Origin of the sequence: Anoxynatronum buryatiense (genome assembly GCF_900182905.1) — a bacterium.
In the GTDB taxonomy this organism is placed as follows: domain Bacteria; phylum Bacillota; class Clostridia; order Peptostreptococcales; family Tindalliaceae; genus Anoxynatronum; species Anoxynatronum buryatiense.
This window is the reverse complement of sequence record NZ_FXUF01000013.1, coordinates 72,185-88,470: the sequence shown is the minus strand read 5'-3', so window position 1 is coordinate 88,470 and position 16,286 is coordinate 72,185. Positions and strand designations below refer to the sequence as shown.

Sequence of the window (16,286 nt, the reverse complement as noted above, 5' to 3'; positions counted from 1 at the left end):
AAAAGGCATCCTGAAAGGGGTGCTTCAGAAACAGTAACATGAAGAGAGGACTGGATCATATGCTTGTGGTGAATCAGGTGAGTAAACAGTTCCACGATAAAAAGAAGGGTGCCATAGATGCCTTGAAAAGTGTCTCATTCGAAGTGAACCAGGGGGAAATTTTTGGCCTGCTGGGGCCCAACGGTGCCGGTAAGACCACTCTGCTGCGGATCATGGCCACCATCATGCAGCCCACCGCCGGCACCATTCAGGTGAACGGCTATGATGTGGCCACCCAGGCCGCAGGGGTGCGCCGTTCCATCGGCTTCCTCTCCGGCAACACCCGTTTGTATAAAAAGCTGACCCCGGTGGAAACCCTCCGGTTTTTCGGCAGCTTTTACGACATTCCCAAAAATGTGCTGGAAGAACGCATCGAGGCCATTCTCACCAGTCTCGACATGCACGAGTTCAAAGACCGGATTGTGGAAAAGCTCTCCACCGGCCAGGTGCAAAAAACCTCCATTGCCCGGTGCATGATCCACGACCCGGCGGTGTATATCCTGGATGAACCCACCCTGGGGCTGGATATTCTCACCAGCCGCACCATCATCGATTTCATCAAACAAGAAAAGGCGGCAGGCAAAACCATCATTTTCTCCACCCATTACATGGAAGAAGCCGATTCCCTCTGCGACCGCATCGCCCTCATTCACCAGGGCGCCATTGTGCAGGCCGGCAGCCTGGAGGAGTTGAAGGCGGCCACGGGAAAAACCAACATTCGCGACATTTTTCTGTGGTACATTGACGGCGGGGCGGGTGACAGCCATGCCCTTTAAGCCCTCCGGTCCCATCAGCTTTCCCAAAATCAAACAGATTTTCAATAAAGAAATGCGCTCCCTCTTTCGGGATAAAAAGGCCCTCCTCACCATGTTTCTGCCTGTTCTCATTTACCCGGTGATTATGGTCTTTTTTTCCGGGTTCATGATGCTGGTGCAGTCGGGCCTGGAACAGCAGGTGAGCCGGGTGGCGGTGGCACCGTCGGTGAGTGCCGGGCTGGTGGACAGACTTATTGAAGACGATCGCATTGAAGTCGTGCCCCACCCCCGTGAACCGGAAACCGCCCTGTTGGAAAAAAACCTGGAGGTGGTGGTGGAAGCCCGGCAGGAAGGGGCAGAAGAAGTGCTGCTGCTTCACTACCATTCTCCCACCGGGGCCAGTGAGCGGGGAATGAACCGGGTGCGCCGCCAGGTGAACGCCTACCGGGAAGACCTGGTGGCGGCGGGGCTGGCAGATGCGGCCCTGGCAGAAAACATCCTCACGGTGGTCACCATTGAAGACGTGGAACTCTCTGAAGCCGGAGAATCCGGCAGCCGCATCATGGCCACCGTGTTGGGCATGGTGGTGCCCTTTCTCATTATGCTCTATGCCATCATTGGCACCTACACCCTCTCTGCAGATGTGAGTGCCGGAGAAAAAGAGCGGGAAACCCTTGAAACCCTCTTTTCCCTGCCGGTAACCCGCACAGAAATCGTGGTGGGAAAACTCATGGCCTGCGTGGCTGTGGGAATGATCAGCGGTCTGATTAACCTGCTGGCCATCTTTCCCCTGCTTTACGGCATTGCCTATCAGGTGCCTGACCTGACAATTTCCCTGTCGCCGGTCTTGTTGGTGTTTCTGGCCCTCATGCTGGTGCCGGTGATGATTCTCACCAGCACCCTGTTCACCGGACTGGGTTTGCTGGCACACACCTATCAGGAGGCCCAGTCTTACGGATCAGTGCTGCTCATCGTCCTGATGCTGCCCTGCTACCTGCTGCTGATTCCTGATATTGAGCTGACCCTGCTGACCCTGTTCATTCCCATCACCAACACCCTGCTGGTGATGCGGGAAGCCTTTTTGGGAAGCTATGCCCCCGGCTGGATAGCCGGTACCCTGGCCATCAATCTGGGGGCGGCCTCCCTGGGAATAGCCGTGGTTAACCGGTGGTTCCAGTCAGACCGGGTGATGTTTGGAGGTGACGGCAAATGAACTGGAAAGTGATTCGAACCCTCATGGGCAAAGAAATACGCTCCCTCTTGCGAAACAAGCGGGTGCTGCTGGGCATGCTGGCACCAGTGCTGGTGCTGCCTCTGCTGGTGTATGGCTTTCGGGCCGTGACAGAAGGCGTCTCCCGGGAAGCGGCAGCCACCGTCAGCCGCATCATGATTACCGGAGAACTGCCGGCCTCCCTTGAAACAGCGCTGGCAGCAGACCAGCGGCTGGAGCTGGTGGTTTCAGATGCGCCGGTCTCCGGCATCTCACCCGAGGTGCTGGCAGCTTACCGCCAGGCGGCTGAGGCAGAAAACCTGGATATGATCCTTCGCTATGAAGACACCCGTGAAGGCCATGTATTTCAACTGATTTATGACGTGGGGCATCGCCGGGGCGTACGGGGAGCAGAACGCCTTACGGAACACCTGGAAACCTTTCGGGACGCGGAAGAGCTTCGCCTGCTGGAAACAGCCGGCCTGTCTCCGGCCCTTCTGAAGCCGGTGGAACTGCAGCTGGAAGACCTGGCAGGCGAAGAAGAACGGGCCGGTTCTGCCCTGAGCAACATTCTGCCCCTTATTCTCACCCTGTATGCCATGGTATCGGTGGTGAATTTTGCTGTGGAACTGACCACGGCAGAAAAAGAAACCGGAACGTTGGAAACTCTCTTTTCCATGCCCATCAGGGGAAGCGATCTCATCACCGCCAAACTACTGGCCTGCGTTCTCTTCGGAGTGGTCTCAATGGTGGTGAGCCTGGGGGTGCTGATTCCCCTCATGCCCCTGCTGGCCGAAGCAGGGGTCACTGCCCTCACGTTCACCTCAGGCACCTGGGTGGCGCTTCTTCTCACCCTGCTGCCCCTGATTTTCATTGCCGCCGGCACCAGCATGACCATGGGGCTCTTTGCCAACAGCTATAAAGAGTCGGGAGCCTACATGACCCCCCTTCTTTTTGCCTTTATGATTCCCGCTTACGTCGGCATTACCCCCGGGCTGGAGCTGAATGCATTTTATGCCCTGGTGCCGGTGCTCAATGCCACCCTGCTGCTGAAATCAGTGCTGCTGGGAAACCTTGAGCCGGCCCTGCTGGGCATCACTTTAGTAACCAACAGCTTCTTTTCCATGGCCAGCCTCACCCTGATGGTGAAAGCCTTCGGCACCGAAAAACTGCTTTTCGGTATCGGCACCACCACCACCTTCACCCTGCAGCGTCACCGCCTGCAGCCCCGCAGCCTCATCGCTGTTGAAGACGTGTTCATGACCCTGTCACTGGTGGTGATTCTCTTCATTTACCTGAGCACCATCCTCACCGGGGTGGGCAGCCTGCTCACAGGCACCCTGGTGGTCCAGTACCTGGTGTTTGCCCTGCTGCCCATCGGCATTCTTTGGTACCTGAAAGCAACACCGGTGACTTCGCTGGGGCTGCGCCGCTTCACCCTTCGGGGGCTGGGCGGCGGCCTGGGTGTCTGGCTGGCAGCTTTTTCCCTGGCCCTGATGTACCAGATGCTCATCACCCCGTTTATCACCCAGGTGCCCACCCTGGTGGAGTTGGAAGCAGAACTGACCCGCCTCAGCCCCCTGGCTCAGTTTCTTTTCATTGCCGTCACACCGGGAATCTGTGAAGAAATACTCTTTCGGGGATTCGCCTTTCGGCCTCTGGAGGCAAAATGGGGACCAAAAGCGGCCATTCTCATCACCGCCCTCCTTTTTGCCCTGGTGCACATGGACTTTATCCGCCTGATCCCCACCTTTCTTCTGGGGCTGGCTTTCGGCTATGTCACCTGGAAAACCCGGTCCATTTACCCCGCCATGGCCCTGCACATTCTCAACAACGGCCTGGCCCTCATGGCACTGGAACATGTGACCCTTCAATGGCTGCCCCTCTTGGTGCTGCTGGTTCTGGGCCTGGGAAGCGGCTGGTGGCTCTTAAAGCCTTTGCCGGTAAAAAATGATTCTCCGATCTGATCATTCATTTCCAAAGAAAAAATGAATAGTAAGCAAAAAAACGAAAGGGGTGAGCAACACATGCGCCTTCGCATTGGTGAAGTGAAAAAAATTCTGGGAGTTTCAGCAGAGACACTGCGGTTTTTCGATAAAAAGGGAGTTGTGGTGCCCACCCGCCATCCAGATAACAATTACCGCACTTACGAGGGGCGGGATGTGAACCGGATTGTGCGTTATAAGTATTTGCGAAGACTGGATTTCTCTCTTGAAGAATCAGTGGATTTCATTAGCGAGATTTCCAGCCAGGAAGCACTGGAAATGATGTCACAGCAAGAGATGGCAGTGGCAGCGAAAATTCGCGAGTATCAGGAAGTGCTGCAACAGCTTGCCTATCAAAAAGATTTATATCAGCGCATCATCACCATGGTGGGAAAATACCAGCGGGAAGTGCTGCCGGCCTACCGGTTCTATGCCAATCAGATGGACCGGGTCTTTGAAACCCGGGCCATGCAAAACGACCATACCCGCCAGTGGATTGACGAAATGCCCCGGTCTGTGGTGGCCTTTCACATACCCCGGGAAAAAATAGATGTTCCCGGTTGTATTTACTGGGGATATGCCATTTTGGATATCACAGGCGACCATGAAGACCGGGCTCCTCATCTCCCCGTCACCGTTTGCCACAAAGCGCAAGATACCGTGTTCACCGTGATTTACTGCATCGATGAAGATCTGACAATTCCAGAACGTTTTCAACCACTCAAAGATTACCTGAAAGCAGAAGGGCTCCAAATTGACGGCGATCTTTTCGGAACAGTGGTTCATCATCAGGTGATCGACGAGAAGCCGCATTTGCATTTTGCAGTCTGGGTACCGGTGAAAGAAGTGCCATGTCAGTAGACGCATAGATGGCACTCACAGGATTGTCTATTGTGAAAAAGAGGGAGCCATCATCATAGCTTCCTGTCGTGGCCATGATGATGATTAAAGCAGACAGAATGCGGCACCCCGGAAGGCCCTTCAACAACATCAACGAATAAGAGAACTTGACCCTGTACCTGCTACAGGGTTTATACTTGTTGAGGTTAGTTCGTGATTTAACAAACAAAACAGAAACAAGGGAGGACGAACATGAAACACCTAAAAAAGATGAACAGATCAAAAAAAGCATCGGTTAAAACAGCGCTGCTGCTGGCACTGTGCCTGATGATGCTTTTTGTGACCGCCTGCGGCAACGGCGGTGGCAGTGAAGCACCTGCTGCACCTGCTGAAACAGGAGATGCCTTATACACACCTGGCACATACACTGCCAAAGCCATGGGTAACTATGGTGATGTGGAAGTCTCTGTCACCTTTAGTGAAACTGAAATTGTCAGCGTTGAAATCGGGGAACATATTGAAACTCCCGCCATTGCTGAACCGGTATTCACCCGGTTCCCGGCTGAAATTGTGGCAGGTCAGACACTGGCCATTGACATGATTTCAGGTGCCACCAACACCAGCCGTGCAGTACTGGAAGCAGTGGAAGACTGCGTGCGCCAGGCCGGCGGCGATGTGGCAGCTTTGAAAGTTGCCTCAGAAAGACAAGCCAGCACCGAAACCATTGAAAAAACCGTTGATGTGGTGGTGGTTGGCGGTGGCGGGGCTGGTGTGGCAGCGGCAGTTTCTGCGGCAGAGCAGGGCGCTTCTGTTGTTCTTATTGAAAAAGCAGCCGCTTTGGGCGGTAACACCATGCGCTCCGGCGGCGTTTACAACGCGTATGACCCTGGCCGCCAGGGAGCCGTTGAAATGACATCCGTTCTGATGCAACAGCTTGATGAAATTCTGGCACTTACTCCATCAGAACATGGTGACTTTGCAGATGTGATCACCCGCTTGCAGGCTCAAATTGCTGAATACAAAGCTGGCGACACCAGCAAGCTTTTTGACAGCCCCGAGTTGCACGCTTATCATATCTATGTGGGCGGCAAGCGCACCGATCTCCAGGGCAATGACATTGTGAGCAAGGTGGAACTGGCAGAAATTCTGGCCAACGACGCACTGGCTGGCATCGAGTGGCTGGAAAGCTATGGCCTAGAATGGACCGACGACATTTCCACCGTACTGGGAGCCCTGTGGCCCCGTACCCACAGCAACGTGAAACCCCTGGGCACTGGCTATGTGGGTACCCTTGCAGAAGCCGCTCAGGAAATGGGCGTTGAAATCATGACAGATACCAAAGGCATGGAACTGCTCACAGAAAATGGCCGGGTAACCGGCGTAAAAGCCCAGCAGTCCAACGGTACCACGGTGATGCTGCATGCCACCAGTGGCGTCGTCATGGCCACCGGCGGCTACGGTGCCAACCCTGAAATGCGGGCAGAGTACAATACCTACTGGCCGGAAATGCCTCTTGCCATGCCCACCACCAACACCAATGATGCCACCGGCGACGGTATTGTCATGGGGCTTGGCGTCGGTGCTTCTCTCGAAGGCATGGGCTTTGTGCAATTGATGCCCAGCTCACACCCTGAAACAGGCGCCCTTTCCGGCGGTGTTTGGGGCAGTGCAGAAGAGCAGATGTTTGTGAACAAAGAAGGCAAGCGTTTTGTCAATGAGTATTCCGGCCGTGACGTACTGGCTGCCGCAGCATTGGTGCAGGAAGATGCCCTCTTCTTCATCATTGGTGACCAGAACACCTCCGGCAACCCTCAACTGGGCGGCACCAACATCTGGGGTGACAGCATCGACACCCTGATTGAAACCAAAAGCATCTTTAAGGCCGACACTCTGGAAGACCTGGCAGAACAGCTGGAGATGGATCCGGCAGTACTGGTGGCAGAAGTGGAAAAATACAACGGATACATCGAAGCACAAAATGATCCTGAATTTGGCAAGAAAAGCTTTGGAGCCAAAATCGAAAATGCACCCTTCTACGCCACACCCCGTTCACCTTCGGTGCATCACACCATGGGTGGTCTTGAAATCGACGAACTGGGTCGTGTGCTGAACGAATCTGGCAGCCCCATCGCCGGCCTCTACGCCGCAGGCGAAGTGGCAGGTGGCGTGCATGCCGGTAACCGGTTGGGTGGCAACGCCCTCACCGACATCATCGTCTTCGGACGCCTTGCCGGTGCCAGCGCAGCCTCACAACGGTAACAGGCATCTGATTTAAACATGCGATAACCTTTCGATTTAAAGCCAACCCCAATAGCGATACACATGAAAGCCGTGCCTCTCGCAAGAGAAGCACGGCTTTTTGTATGGCGGCACGGTTTTTCAGATGATGATATGACAAAAGGAAATAATTCACGCAATTATCTAAATTGATCAGTAATGATTGCTGGAATGTATGATAGAATAAGGGCAGTGCTCAGCGATGGTGCGAACTTGTCGATCAAGCGGTTGCGATGACTGGCAGACAACCAGGGGACAAAGGGTTAACCGCGAGGGTAAGTCTTGGACACAGGGGAAGAAAGGGGTTCGTGGACGGTGAAACAACCTACGAAACGTGATTTGCAGGCAGAGGAAACCTATCGAAAGCTGGTGGATACCTCCATGGAACTCGTGAAAGAATACGGGTACCATAAAGTGACCGTCAGCCAGATTTGCGCGGCCAGCGGCTATGCAAAAGGCACCTTTTATAACTATTTCAACAGTAAACGGGACATTCTTAACCGGTTGGCCATTGAACTCAATGAACGATTGGCTGACACTTTTTCGTATGATGAAAGCCAGTCATGTACCCAGCTGTACCTTCAATTTGTGAATGACTACATGCGCATTGTTAAAGAAGATGGGCATGACTTTTCAAAAAACTGCATGCAAATGTTAATCTCTGAATCCATGTCCGGCGACGAGGTGCGGTTGGATATTCAGCAGAAGTATCTCTATGAGCTGATCGAAAGGGGACAGAAACAGGGTGAGTTCACCAGTGGCATGACGAAAGAAGCGTTCTTTGATCTTTGGAGAGCCACGGTGCTGGGTGTGATCACCCTGTGGGCCATTGAAAAAGAACATTATGATCTGACGCAGGAAGGCCGTCAGTCTCTGTCAGCGATTATCCGACTGATGTAAGTTAAAGGTGACCGCATATTAGGGAGCAAGCGCCACAAGAGCCATCTTTGGATTTTCACAAGGAGGGCTCTTTTTTATGTTTGTAAAACCGGTGCTATTGCCTGATAATGGTAATTTGCTGCGTATCGGCATCCCATTTCAACTGGCATCCCAGACTCTCGGTGATAAACCGCAGAGGGAGCATGGTGCGGCCGGGTGGAATGATGAGAGGGGTTACCTGACTGTTTCCCACATCAATGGGAACCGGTTGTCCATTGATCATGGCCGTGCTGTTGTTGACCCAAAGTTCAATGATCTGTTCGTCCTGGGTGATGGTGACTTTCTGATCCTCTCCATTCCAGGCAATGGCAGCACCAAGGGCTTCGGTGATGTAGCGGATGGGGAGGAGGGTTCTTCCCTGAAAAATAACAGGCTGAGCGTCCATTTGCTTTTGCTGGCCATTGACAGAGTAGGCATATTGACCCACATTCAGCACGATTTCAACCTGAGCGGGAGAGCTGGCAAGCCCAGAAGAAGTTTCTTCTATGGGGACGACCACCTCAGAAGGATCGGAGGCATGGACAACATGATAACAGATGACACGGAAAGCATAGTTTTTGTCGGGATCCAGGCCGGTGACCAGGTACTTCAGGGTTTCCGGCTGATTGATTCGGGTGAAGGTCGAGAAGGAGCTCTTTTCGTCCCGGAACTGGATTTCATAGTCCAGCTGGGGATGATATTTGGAAGTGGTTTGCCAGGTAAGCTCAACAGAGGTATCTCCTTTTTTCACCGCCTTTACCTGAATGGGAGCCGGAGGGCCGGTTTGCACCTTGATTGTGGTGCCAAGACCAGGCAGAACATTCACTTTGGCAGACACAGCAATACGATAGATGGTTTCCGGTTCAAGTCCGGTGATCAAAAGTGATGTCACATCCGGGCCGACCACGTCATAGGGCAGGGGGGTTTCTTGACCAACATTAATGTTATATCCCTGTACCAAATTGGGGATACTGATTTCCGGCACATGACTCCATTGCAGAAGAATAGTGGTGGAATTCTGAGAAACGCCCATGACCTGAGGAGGGCCACTGATATTCTGCGTCGGGTAGTAGACCGGAATCTCATTGGAATAGACGGAGCCGTAAGTGTTGAAGGCTTCAATGCGATAATAGTAAGTGGCGCCTTCTTCATAATCGAAACTGTCCTGATAGGTTGTTGTGTCAGGCGGCAGATCAGCCACCACAAAATACCCGTGACCTTCTCTGCGGCGCTGAACTTCAAACCGGGTTTCATCATTGGAACGATCTTCCCAGAGAAGCTGAACCGGATAGCGGTAAGACGTGACAATTTCAGCGTGGAGAATCACCGGGGCGACGGGAGGCGCTGTTTTCAGAGCGGTTATCTCCACGATGTTGGAGTAGGCAGACTGATCCTCGTCATTGAAGGCTTTTACCCGGTAATAGTACGTTTCTCCAGGGAATATGGGGTAGGTGGAAGCTTCACTGTCGGTATACTCTAATGTGTTGCGAGACAGCACAGCCACCTGGGAAAAGTCGTTGATTTTACCCCGGCGTTCCACTATAAAACCATGCTCGTTGTCCGACTGATCCATCCATCGAAGGGTGATGACACCCTGGGTTTTGGAAGCGGCGGTGAGATTGGTGGGTGCTTTGATGGGCACCAGTTTAATTTGGTCGTGGCCGGGGAGTTCGGGCTTCAACTGGTCAAGCACATCCGGGTTGATGAGTTCATAAGCCCACACAGGTGATGACAGAGAAGCGGCTAAAAGAAAGAAAATCAGCAAACCGGTGAAGATCATCAGACATGAAAAAAAGCGACGCTGGTTAATGAAGGTTACGCGCACGTGAACCCCTCCTTTTCGATCCGACAAAACCAATATGAGAATTGGCAACAATGAATGTCGCATCAGGAATATCAGACCCTGTCGCCATTATGATTAATACCCAAAATATAGGAGAGAAACCCGGGGCTATCATATGCTTTTCGTGAGCGCTCTGCGGGGGAGAGATGGTTTCAGACAACACTTTAAATGGGTGGTGTATCGGTCACGTGCTGCAGTGAACGCATGAGATGTTGGGCATAAAGACCTGTTTTCAGGAAAAGCAGTCCCGAAAACAGCAAACACTGTCCCTTTGGACAGTGTCAAAAACATAACCAGCCTATATAATGGTATTGATACGGAATTCCAGGAGCAAAAACCAGAACCAGGTCCACCGTTGGTATCTGATCACTGTTCGATGACAACCCATGGAGAAGCATCCTACAATCAAGGAGGAACACACAATGAAACAGCAAAAACGCATCGCCTGGATCATGATGCTGGCCATGATCATGAGTCTCATCACCCCCATGGCAGCACTGGCCAATGGGCAAGAGCCACCACTTTGGCAAGATCCACAACTTGGGCAAGGACCAGGAGCTGGTTCCCAATTACCGCCACCGATGCCGCCACCGCCACCGCCACCAACTTCTGATTCAGGTTCTTCTGGTTCAGATTCTCAACCACCGCCATCGGGATCAACACCCGCCACGCCGCCCACACCCAGTCATAGTTTTGACATGGGTGACGGTGCCATAACCATCAGGCCGGGGACTGCACCATGCATGGGAATGATAGCCGTGGAACAAGATACAGTGACCAGCCATGTGTATGCAGTGGATACCATCCGCATCAGCGGCTCTGGAAACAATCAAATTGTGGCAGATGGCGTAACAGCCAACATCACGCTGAGGGATGTCAATATCAATATCAATATCCATATGTCCTCAGCCAACCCTGCCTTCAAATTGAAGAACAACGCCACGGTAACCCTCACCCTGGAAGGAAACAACACCTTGCGAGGTGGAGAGGGAGGTGCTGGTGTACAGGTGCCAACAGGTAGCACCCTTACCATTGGTGGAAATGGAACTATCACCGTTGCTGGTGGTGACGGTGATGATTATGGGAGTGGTAATGGTGGTGCTGGCATTCATGGCTCAGGTACCATCAACCTGACAGGCGGCGTCATTACTGCCATGGGAGGCGGCGGTGGTGATGCTATTGGTATGCCGAACAATGGCGGTGCTGGAATTGATGGGCAGGGTGGTGCTATCAATCTGACTGGTGGTGTTGTGACCGCCACAGGAGGCAGTACCGTCAGGGATTGGAGTACTGCAGGGGTGGGCATCCGGGGGAATGTCACCATCGGTGGCGGCACCGTGACCGCCACAGGAGGCAGTACCGTCAGGGATTGGAGTACTGCAGGGGTGGGCATCCGGGGGAATGTCACCATCGGTGGCGGCACCGTGACGGCCACCGGGGGAAGTACCACCAGGAATTTGAGTTTTGCAGGAATGGGCATCCAGGGGAATGTCACCATCAGTGGCGGCACCGTGACTGCCACCGGAGGCAGTACCACCGGAAATGAGAGTCGTGCTGCTGACGGCGTAAGGGGAACGGTTGACATCACTGGCGGCGCAGTGACCGCCACCGGGGGTGACACCACTGGGGATAGTAGCATATCAGGGTCCGGCATCTGTGGAGATATCACCATGAATGGCGGCGCAGTGACTGCCACAGCTGGCAACACCACTGGGAATAGCAGTGATGCGGAAGCTGGCATCTATGGAAGGGTCGCAGTTACCAGCGGCATATTGATTGCTACGGGCGGCAGCACCACTGGGAATAGCAGTGCCGCAGGAATCGGCATTTTGGAAAGCGTCGCCACTATCATCAGTGGCGGCACCGTGACCGCCGTTGGTGGTGACACCCAGGGATCTTCGAGTCAAGCAGGAGCCGGCATTTCTGGTGTTGCCATTCAACTCACCGGCGGCAGTATCACCGCTACAGGAGGCAGTGCCCAGGATATCAACAGTCTTGACGGATTCGGTATAAGGAATCAGGCGAGTTTTAATGACGGGCATATTGTCATTGAAAACCACCCCAGTCTGGTGGCCACCGGTGGTGGCAATGCCGCCCCTGTGGGTGTGCGTCCAGGTGGTTCAGGCACCCTTATCCTTCGAGACGGCAGTGGCAATGACCTCACCTACCTGCGAATGGAAATGAAGCAGGGAAGCACCCCTTTGGCCAACGCCCCCCTGAGCATTTTTTCCACAGCTGACCCCATCGGCATCGCCGGTACCACCAATGAAGACGGGGTGGTGGGCTTCTTTGTTCCCCGAACCCCAGCGACAGACCATACCCTTTCCATGAATCAGGGGAAGACATCAGCAGTGATACAGCCAGGAGACCGGCTCACCAGAAGCTACAGCCTGAACATGGCCAACGAAGCTGTGCTCACAGGTCTTGCCCTCACCACCGCTGAAGCAACCCCCGCACCAGTGCCCCTTACTCCCGCTTTTCAGGGAAACCAGCGTCACTACACTGCCCAGGTGAATCACCACCAGACAAGCCTGCACCTGTACCCCACAGCACCGGCAGCAGCCACCATCACCCTTCACCATGCCGCCGGTACCGGGACCAGTCCCTTTCAGCACATCCCCCTGCAGGAGGGAACCAATGACTTTAGGATTGTGAACCAGATCACTGATAACGATGCAGAAGTGATCTATCTGGAAACCTACACACTCAGCGTACATCGGGGAGCCCCCTTATCCGGCAACGCCGCCCTCGGTACCCTGAATCTAAGCAAGGGAACCCTTACTCCCGCTTTTGCAAAAGACCATTACCAGTACACCGCCACCGTGGCACATGCCATTGACACCCTCATACTTCAGGCAACCACTGAAGACACCCAGGCTACCCTGGCAGGAACCGGTACCAAAAACCTGAAAGTGGGCAGTAATCCCTTTGAAGTGACCGTTACGGCTGAGAATGGCAGCCAGAAGATTTATCACATTACCATCATCCGAAGCAGCGCTCCTACCGGCGGAAGCTCAGGCGGTTCTTCAGGCGGTTCAGGCAGGAATAATGACAGAGGCAGCACCGGCACCACGCCACCCGCCGGTAACCATCCGCCAGCGGCAGCAACCAACACGGGAGATACTCCTCTCGGTGAAACCCAGGGGACTGACGGCACCACAGGTCAACGGCCTCCGGTCACCATCCGCCTCACCATCGGCCAGGGCGAAAGCCAGGTAAACGGGACACCAACCCCCCTGGAAGCCGCCCCCTACATCGATCCAGTGAGCCACCGCACCATGATGCCCCTGCGTTTCATCAGTGAAGCTCTGGGAGCCGCCGTCACCTGGCATCCAGAAACCCGGCAGGTGATCATCACCAGCGGCGACACAGAAATTATCCTCACCATCGGATCTACAGAAGCCCTGGTGAACGGCATTCCCCTAACCCTGGAAACCCCACCGGTGATTCAACCCCCGGGGCGCACCTTCGTGCCCCTGCGGTTCATCAGCGAAGCCCTGGGGGTAGCCGTCTCCTGGAATCCGGAAACCCAGGAAATCACCCTGACACGGGAATAGCAGAAGGCGTGAATGAACCAAGACTTCCCGGCTTTTCATCGAAAAGGCGCATCTGACCGGTGGAAAGCTGCAACCGACTAAGATGACAGGCAGAAAAAACACCCGCTGAAAGGCGTTTCCATCAAAAGGAAACTGTCTTCGGCGGGTGTTTTCATTTCAACAAGGGTTTTGTCAGCAGGGACGATTCTGCAGGTGAAGAAAAGCGGGCTCGCAGGAAAATCGGGTCAGCTGGCTTCCTGCAACAGCAGTTCATCTTCGTCGGCCACTTCATCAGGGAAGCTTTCGCTGAGCACATGGTCCACATATTCAAAAAAGCGCTCATAAATGTCTGTCAGGTTTTCTTCAACAAATGGATCAGTGATGCCGGCGGCCGCGATCATCTGATGAAAGGGAATATTCGTTCCCAGACGAATGACCTGGGTGTATTTGTCGAAGTTCTTCAGATAATCGTCTTCGTTGATGGACAGAAAATCAAAGGCCACCAGTGCGGCCAAGCCGTAAGAGGCGTAGTAAAAAGGTGATTCGTAATAATGGGGGATGTCTGACCAGCCAAAAGAGACATCTGTATCTGTAAAATAGAAGTTGATGCCGTAGGTTTCCCCGATTTTTCGATAGAGCCGGTTGAGATTTTCCACCGTCAGTTCTTCCTGGGGCATCTGATGAGCGGCAATTTCGAATTCGGTGGCAATGGCAGCATCCACCAGATTTCTTAGATGATTGTTCAAGACTAAAAGCGTGCCGGCAGCGGCATCTTCCTGAAGAATATCGGCGGCATGATATAAGAGAAGCATTTCTAGACCTGTGGAGTGGGTTTCCAGGGTCTCCACGTAGAAGGGTTCAGTTTTCAAAACAGATCGCAGCGGGGTGCCCTCATAAGCCTCATAGACTTCAGCAATCAAGTGACCCAGCTCATGGATATAAGAAGGCCACAGCAAAAAAATGGCAGAAGTGTCATTTGAAATGTACATCAGACCATCGCCGGGGTAGCTGAGGGGCATCATATAGGCACCCTCATAGCCGTCGGGATGATCGTTGATCACCAGCAGGTTTCGATCGATGCTGTCCTGTACCAGGGCTTCAAAAGGGGTGCGCTCCATAAGGGTCTGAACAGATTCCAGATAGGGGTAGATCCATTCATTTTCCTGGTAATCATCCAATCCGCTTTCAAAGGGGATCATCAACAGAAGATCCAAAATCTCTTCTCTTAGTTCACTGAATAATTCTGCGGCAGTGCGAAGGGTGCTGCCCATTTCTTCAGCAGAAAAATCCCTTCCATAATACTGACCCATGGCATAATCGACGTAGTCGGCGTAGCCCTGGCTGCGGGCATAGGCATTCCGTAAGTTAATCAGCTCAATGTAAAGAGGTGCTCGCAGGGCATTCCGCTTTTCATTAATTTCCCAGAAAAGTGCAGCGAAATCATCCGGTTCCAACTCATCATAAACAGCATCGATGTCAGATAAGGTAAGGTTAACGCCGTCCACTTCAATGGTGACGCCGGTGTTGCCATAGGCGGTTACCTGTGTGATCAGTTCCAGCTCCTGCAGGCTAAACCGGGCAGTTTCTTCTGGGTCAACCTGAAAGTCATCATAGTCATCACCCAGTAAATCCCGCATTAACTGGTTAAAGGGAGAGTGAATCAATTGAAGCACCAATTGGGAAAAAATTTCAGAAACACCGATGATTTCAGTGACCACTTGCATATAATAGGCCAGTTGTGTTTCGTCGCTGAGATTCATATTTTTGTCCAACTGGGCCAGGCCATGCACCCGATCCATTTCATCCATCAACTGGGAGAACTCAAGAAGCAGCTGATACATGGTCTGGTATTCTTCGGTGGTGTGGAGGTACAGCTCGTCGGTGGCGGTGGCCAGCAAGGCCTCCATGTCGGCGGCAATTTCATCGTAAGGCCGCGAATGCAACTGTAGCTCCCGGCTCATTTCTTCCAGGGGCAGCCGTTCTCTGGCGGGTGGTGTGTAGGTGCCTTCGGCGATGGGATAGGCAACTGCAAAACCGGGAAGGGTACTGGCAAAAAAGAAAGCGATGATCAGGGTAATGGCGATGATTTTCTTCCCGGGGTGAGCCCTTAATAACGCTTGGGGAAGTGTGGAGGGGTGCATCTGGCTGGTCAATGGGCATTCTCCATTCAAGTGTATTGTGTGGCATAAGTGAATTGTGTGGCATATAAGGCACATGATGAAATGAGGAACATAAGGAGTATAAGGAGCATACAGAACATACAGAACATGAGGCACATGAAACACATGAGGCGCATTTTCGGGATCATCAACACCCGGTGTCATGGATGCAAAGCGTGAGGTTGAAGCTTGTGAGTGTTGTGGATGCAATGTTCGGGTATGTCATGTTAAGGAAGCAATGATCGGGTATGCAAGTACCATCGATGGATGCATCCGGTACTCAGAAACCGTGACTGGTGGAATGGGTTCATTATATCTGATTTTACCCTTGGGAAAAAGTGGTTAATGAGAAGAAAGCGTCTTTTTATCTCAGAAGTGGGTGCGTAAGAGCTCAAATGGTTTCGAAAGCTTCTAAAGCCTAAGCCTATTGTTTAACAGTTACAGCAATTTAAGTGGTTTTACGAGTTGAGAGGGCTGGAGAGAGTTCCAATGGGTTAGAGGGTTGGAGTCATTGACAGAATTGAAACATCTGACAGGTTTACAATCGTTTGCAGGCTTGCGATGGCTTTCAATGCATGTCAATGGATTCAAATGAATGGAAATGAATAAAAAATGAATGAACGTTGACAGACACTGAAAAAGATGGTAGATTAAACACATAAAACATATCGGTTATATATGCTAAAACGACTTGGGCGACATTTCGGTGAATAGGTGATAGGAA

General features: G+C 52.8%; 10 protein-coding genes. 8 read left to right on the top strand and 2 right to left on the bottom strand.

Annotated features, from left to right (window positions below; translation table 11 throughout):
* Positions 1-59: 59 nt before the first annotated feature.
* The 7 genes from QOL74_RS14520 (at position 60) to QOL74_RS14490 (ending at position 8,006) form a co-directional block, all read left to right on the top strand.
* A complete protein-coding gene (locus tag QOL74_RS14520; protein ID WP_283410217.1) occupies positions 60-815 on the top strand; it encodes an ABC transporter ATP-binding protein in 756 nt (251 codons plus the stop codon).
* Positions 805-2,007: an ABC transporter permease gene (locus tag QOL74_RS14515; protein WP_283410216.1), complete on the top strand. Its 1,203-nt coding sequence runs from the start codon at positions 805-807 to the stop codon at positions 2,005-2,007. The genes QOL74_RS14520 and QOL74_RS14515 overlap by 11 nt, the downstream gene beginning before the upstream one ends.
* Entirely contained in the window at positions 2,004-3,971 is a 1,968-nt protein-coding gene (locus QOL74_RS14510) for an ABC transporter permease subunit/CPBP intramembrane protease (RefSeq protein WP_283410215.1), read from the top strand. The genes QOL74_RS14515 and QOL74_RS14510 overlap by 4 nt, the downstream gene beginning before the upstream one ends.
* Positions 3,972-4,031: 60 nt before the next feature.
* Positions 4,032-4,850 carry a helix-turn-helix domain-containing protein gene (locus tag QOL74_RS14505; RefSeq protein ID WP_283410214.1) on the top strand — a complete coding sequence of 273 codons (819 nt, stop codon included), beginning with the start codon at positions 4,032-4,034 and terminating at the stop codon, positions 4,848-4,850.
* 4 nt (positions 4,851-4,854) lie between these two features.
* A complete protein-coding gene (locus tag QOL74_RS14500; protein ID WP_346771757.1) occupies positions 4,855-4,938 on the top strand; it encodes a hypothetical protein in 84 nt (27 codons plus the stop codon).
* A gap of 143 nt (positions 4,939-5,081) precedes the next feature.
* Entirely contained in the window at positions 5,082-7,088 is a 2,007-nt protein-coding gene (locus QOL74_RS14495; RefSeq protein ID WP_283410213.1) for a flavocytochrome c, read from the top strand.
* Between the two features lie 333 nt (positions 7,089-7,421).
* Positions 7,422-8,006, top strand: a complete 585-nt coding sequence (locus QOL74_RS14490) for a TetR/AcrR family transcriptional regulator (RefSeq protein WP_283410212.1) — start codon at positions 7,422-7,424, stop codon at positions 8,004-8,006.
* Between the two features lie 94 nt (positions 8,007-8,100).
* Here QOL74_RS14490 and QOL74_RS14485 read toward each other — a convergent pair whose 3' ends face one another.
* Complete coding sequence (locus QOL74_RS14485) at positions 8,101-9,849, bottom strand: stalk domain-containing protein (RefSeq protein WP_283410211.1); 1,749 nt, start codon at positions 9,847-9,849, stop codon at positions 8,101-8,103.
* 440 nt (positions 9,850-10,289) lie between these two features.
* On the opposite strand from QOL74_RS14485, the gene QOL74_RS14480 reads away from it, so the two are divergent.
* Positions 10,290-13,424, top strand: coding sequence for a stalk domain-containing protein (locus QOL74_RS14480; protein ID WP_283410210.1), 3,135 nt, complete (start codon positions 10,290-10,292; stop codon positions 13,422-13,424).
* Positions 13,425-13,648: 224 nt separating this feature from the next.
* Here QOL74_RS14480 and QOL74_RS14475 read toward each other — a convergent pair whose 3' ends face one another.
* A complete protein-coding gene (locus QOL74_RS14475; RefSeq protein WP_283410209.1) occupies positions 13,649-15,556 on the bottom strand; it encodes a gluzincin family metallopeptidase in 1,908 nt (635 codons plus the stop codon).
* Between the last annotated feature and the right edge of the window lie 730 nt (positions 15,557-16,286).

Bases quoted from the DNA above. Each gene is read 5' to 3' on its own strand.
- QOL74_RS14520 (WP_283410217.1), top strand. From the start codon at position 60: ATGCTTGTGGTGAATCAGGTGAGTAAACAGTTCCACGATAAAAAGAAG.
- QOL74_RS14495 (WP_283410213.1), top strand. From the start codon at position 5,082: ATGAAACACCTAAAAAAGATGAACAGATCAAAAAAAGCATCGGTTAAA.
- QOL74_RS14510 (WP_283410215.1), top strand. From the start codon at position 2,004: ATGAACTGGAAAGTGATTCGAACCCTCATGGGCAAAGAAATACGCTCC.
- QOL74_RS14505 (WP_283410214.1), top strand. From the start codon at position 4,032: ATGCGCCTTCGCATTGGTGAAGTGAAAAAAATTCTGGGAGTTTCAGCA.
- QOL74_RS14515 (WP_283410216.1), top strand. From the start codon at position 805: ATGCCCTTTAAGCCCTCCGGTCCCATCAGCTTTCCCAAAATCAAACAG.
- QOL74_RS14480 (WP_283410210.1), top strand. From the start codon at position 10,290: ATGAAACAGCAAAAACGCATCGCCTGGATCATGATGCTGGCCATGATC.